This window comes from Streptomyces rubellomurinus (genome assembly GCF_000961885.1).
GTDB lineage: Bacteria > Actinomycetota > Actinomycetes > Streptomycetales > Streptomycetaceae > Kitasatospora > Kitasatospora rubellomurina.
The window spans coordinates 1-4,903 of record NZ_JZKH01000187.1 but is presented as its reverse complement, the minus strand read 5'-3'; the positions used below and the strand labels follow the sequence as shown (position 1 = coordinate 4,903).

Here is a 4,903-nt window from a genome sequence, read left to right as displayed (position 1 = left end):
CGCCCTCGACGCCCTCGCGGCGACCCGCCGCGCGGCCGGCCTGCCGGCCACCTCGCTGGCCTGGGGCCTGTGGGCCGACGCCACCGGCATGACCGGCGAGCTGGACGAGGCCGAGCTGGCCCGGCTGGAGCGGATGGGCGTCGGCGCGCTGCCGACCGAGCTCGGTCTGGAGCTGTTCGACCAGGCCCTCGCCGCGGACGCCGCCCTGCTGGCGCCGGTCCGGCTGGATCCGGCCGCGCTGCGGGACCAGGCCCGGGCCGGGATGCTGCCGGCCCTGCTGCGCGGACTGGTCCGGGTGCCGGCCCGCCGCGCCGCGGCGGGCGGGTCGCTGGCCCAGCGGCTCGCCGAGGTGGCCGAGGCCGACCGGGAACGCGTGGTGCTCGAACTGGTGCAGGCGCAGGTCGCCGCCGTCCTCGGGCACGCGTCCGCGGGCGCGGTCGGCGCCGAACGGACCTTCAAGGACCTCGGGTTCGACTCGCTGAGCGCCGTCGAGCTGCGCAACCGGCTCACCCAGGCCACCGAGGTGCGGCTGCCCGCCACCCTGGTCTTCGACCACCCGAGCCCGGTGGCCGTCGCCCGGCTGATCCTCACCGAGGTCGGCGCGGTCGCCGAGGCCGCCCGCCCGGCGGCCCGGCCGCGGCGGCGCACCACCACCGACGAGCCGCTGGCGATCATCGGCATGAGCTGCCGCTACCCGGGCGGGGTGACCTCGCCCGAGGAGCTGTGGGAGCTGGTCGTGTCGGGCCGGGACGCCATCTCGGGCCTGCCGACCGACCGCGGCTGGGGCGACGTCTACGACCCGGACCCCGACCAGCTCGGCAAGGTGTCCACCCGCGGCGGCGGATTCCTGGACCGGGTGGGCGAGTTCGACGCCGAGTTCTTCGGCATCAGCCCGCGCGAGGCCCTCTCCATGGACCCGCAGCAGCGGCTGCTGCTGGAGACGGCCTGGGAGGCGTTCGAGGACGCCGGCATCGACCCGACCTCGCTGCGCGGCAGCGACACCGGTGTGTTCGCCGGCGTCGTGACCACCGACTACGGCGACGCGATGACGCCGGAGATGGAGGGCTACCGCCTGACCGGCAACACGACCGCCGTCGCCTCGGGCCGGATCTCCTACACCCTGGGCCTGGAGGGGCCCTCGCTGTCGGTGGACACCGCCTGCTCCTCCTCGCTGGTCGCCCTCCACCTGGCCTCGCAGGCGCTGCGCAACAACGAGTGCTCGATGGCGCTGGTCGGCGGCGTGACCGTGATGGCCGGGCCGTACCTGCTGACCGAGTTCAGCCGCCAGCGCGCGGTCTCGCCGGACGGCCGCTGCAAGGCCTACGCGGCCGCCGCGGACGGCACCGGCTTCGCCGACGGCGCGGGCCTGCTCGTGGTGGAGCGCCTGTCGGACGCCCGCCGCAACGGGCACCGCGTCCTGGGCCTGATCCGGGGCGGCGCGGTCAACCAGGACGGCGCGAGCAACGGCCTGACGGCCCCGAACGGCCCCTCCCAGGAGCGGGTGATCCGCCAGGCGCTGGCGAACGCCGGGCTGTCGGCGTCGGACGTCGACGCCGTCGAGGGCCACGGCACCGGCACCAAGCTCGGTGACCCGATCGAGGCCCAGGCACTGCTGGCGACCTACGGCCGCGAGCGGACCGACGGCCCGCTGCTGCTCGGCTCGATCAAGTCCAACATCGGGCACACCTCGGCCGCGGCCGGCGTGGCCGGCGTGATCAAGATGGTCATGGCGCTGCGCAACGGCGTGCTGCCGCAGACCCTGCACGTCGACGAGCCCTCGCCGCACGTCGACTGGGCCTCCGGCGAGGTCGCGCTGCTGACCGAGGCGCGGCAGTGGCCGCAGTCGGAGCGGCCGCGCCGGGCGGGCGTGTCCTCCTTCGGCGTGAGCGGCACCAACGCGCACGTCATCCTGGAGGAGGCGCCGGTCGAGGACCGGGCTCCGGTCCAGGGCGCACGTCCGCTGCCGGCGGTGCCGGTGGTGGTGTCCGGCCGGAGCGAGGCGGCGCTGCGCGAGCAGGCCGACCGCCTGCGGGCGCACCTGCTCGCCCGGCCCGAGCTGTCCCCGCTGGACGCCGGTTTCTCGGCGGCGACGACGCGGGCCCAGCTGGAGCGCCGCGCCGCGGTGGTGGCCGCCGACCGTCAGGAGCTGCTCGCCGGGCTGGCGGCCCTCGCCACGGCGGAGCCCGCCGCCAGCGTCGTCGAGGGCCAGGCCATCGGCGGCAAGCCGGTGTTCGTGTTCCCCGGCCAGGGCGCGCAGTGGGTCGGCATGGCCGTCGAACTGCTGGACTCCTCGCCGGTGTTCGCGGCGGAGATCGCCGCCTGCGGCGAGGCGCTGGCCGAGTTCGTGGACTGGAGCCTGGAGGACGTCCTGCGCGGCGTCGAGGGCGCCCCCACGTTCGAGCGGGTGGACGTCGTCCAGCCGGCCCTGTTCGCCGTCATGGTGTCGCTCGCGGCCCTGTGGCGCTCGTACGGCGTCGAGCCCTCGGCCGTGGTCGGCCACTCGCAGGGCGAGATCGCGGCGGCGTACGTCGCGGGCGGGCTGTCGCTGCGCGACGCGGCCCGGATCGTGGCGGTGCGCAGCCAGCTGGTGCGCGACCGGCTCGCGGGCCTGGGCGGCATGATGTCCGTCCCGCTGCCCGTCGACCGCGTCGAGGAGCTGCTCGCGCCGTACGCGGGCCGGCTCTCGGTGGCCGCCGTCAACGGCCCGGCCGCCGTGGTCGTCGCCGGTGAACCCGGCGCGCTGGACGAGGTGTTCGAGGCCTGCGAGCGCGACGGCATCCGCGCCCGCAAGGTCAAGGTGGACTACGCCTCGCACTCGCAGCAGGTCGAGATCATCGAGGCCGACCTCCGGAAGGTCCTCGCCCCGGTCGAGCCGACCAGTGGCCGGGTGCCGTTCTACTCCACCGTCGTGGGCGGGTTCATCGACACCTCGGTGATGGACGCCGACTACTGGTACCGGAACCTGCGCGGCCAGGTCGGCTTCGAGCCGGCCATCCGGGCGCTGATCGACAACGGCACCGGCTGCTTCCTGGAGATGTCCCCGCACCCGGTGCTGACCATGGCCGTGGAGGACACCGTCGAGGCGGCGGAGGCCAACGGCCGGGTCTCGGTGGTGGGTTCGCTGCGCCGCGAGGAGGGCGGCCTGCGCCGGTTCGCGACCTCGCTCGCCGAGGCCCACGTGAACGGCGTGGCCGTCGACTGGCGGGCGTTCTTCGCCGCCAGCGGCGCCCAGCAGGTGCAGCTGCCGACCTACGCGTTCCAGCGCGAGCGGTTCTGGCTCACCCCGAGTGCGAGCGCCGGGGACGCCTCGGCGGCCGGCCTCGGCCGGGTCGAGCACCCCGTGCTGGCCGCCGCCGCCCAGCTCGGCGACCGCGACGAGTGGCTGTTCACCGGCCGCCTGTCGATCGACACCCAGCCGTGGACCCGCGACCACGTCGTCTTCGGCATGGTCCTCGTCCCCGGCACCGCCCTGGTCGAGATGGCCCTCACCGCCGGCGACACGGTCGGCTGCCCCGTCCTGGACGAACTCGTCATCGAGGCCCCGCTCCTCCTCGATGAGGGCACCGCGCGCCACCTCCAGGTCACCGTCGGCCAGCCCGGCGAGGACGGCCGCCGCGAGGTCGCCGTCTTCTCCCGCCCCGAGACCGGCGGCCAGGACGACCGGCCCGAGGCCACCTGCCACGCCCGCGGCTGGCTGGCCGTCGAGGCCCGGCCCGCGACCCCGTTCCCGCTGCAGTGGCCCCCGGCCGGCGCCCAGCCGATCCCGGTGGAGACGCTCTACGCCGGGGTGAACGAGCACGCGCACCTGACCGACCTGGGCTTCGACTACGGCCCCGCCTTCCGGGCGGTGCAGGCGGCGTGGCGCCTCGGCGAGGACGTCTACACCGAGCTGGTGCTGCCCGAGGTCGCGGGCTCCGCCCAGGGCTTCGGCCTGCACCCCGCGCTGTTCGACTCCGCGCTGCACGGCGGGCTCGGCATGCTCGACCAGGGCGACAACGCCCAGGGCGGGCTGCCGTTCTCCTGGTCCGGCGTGCGGATCGAGCGCCCCGGCCTCACCCGGCTGCGGGTGCGGATCGGCCTGGCCAACGAGAACGCGCTGCGGCTGGAGATCGCCGGCGAGGACGGCCTGCCGATCGCGAGCGTGGAGCGGCTCGACGTCCGCCCGGTGGAGCAGGCGCAGCTGGAGGCCGCCCGCCAGGGCGGGCAGCGTTCGCTGTACCAGGTCGACTGGGTGCCGGTGCCGGCCGGAGCCCCGAAGCCGGCCCGGGTGGCGATCCTCGGTGAGGTGGCCGATCTGGGCGAGCGGTTCGCGGACCTGGACGCGCTGGAGAAGGCCCTCGCCGACGGCGCGGCCGTGCCGGACGCGGTCCTCGCCGGGATCGAGTCCCCCGCCGACGCCGCCGACCCGGCCGAGGCCGCGCGGGTGACCGCCGTCCGGGCGCTGGAGCTGGTGCGGCGCTGGCTGGCCACCGACCGGCTGGGCGACGCCCGACTGGTCCTGGTGACCCGGGGCGCCGTCGCCGTGGGCGAGGAGTCGCCCGACGTGGCGCAGTCCCCGGTCTGGGGCCTGCTGCGCAGCGCCCAGTCCGAGCACCCGGGCCGCTTCGTCCTGGTGGATCTCGACGGCGCGGGCGAGCCGGGCTGGGAGTCGCTCCTCGGCCTGGACGAGCCGCAACTGGCGGTGCGCAAGGGCGAGTTGCTGGCGCCCCGACTGGTCCGCGCGGAGACCGCGGAGCCGGGCGCCGGCTGGTCCGTCGACCCGGACGGCACGGTGCTGATCACCGGCGGTACGGGCGGCCTGGGTGCGCGCTTCGCCAAGCACCTGGCCGAGCGGCACGGCACGCGGCACCTGCTGCTGGTCAGCCGCCGCGGCCCGGCCGCCGAGGGCGTGGCCGAGCTGGTC

The 4,903-nt window shown here is 76.2% G+C and carries 1 protein-coding gene; it reads left to right on the top strand.

Features of this window, described 5'->3' with window-relative positions; all coding sequences use genetic code 11:
* The coding region (locus tag VM95_RS44980; RefSeq protein WP_045705590.1) for a type I polyketide synthase at positions 1-4,903 on the top strand (4,903 nt) is incomplete at both ends.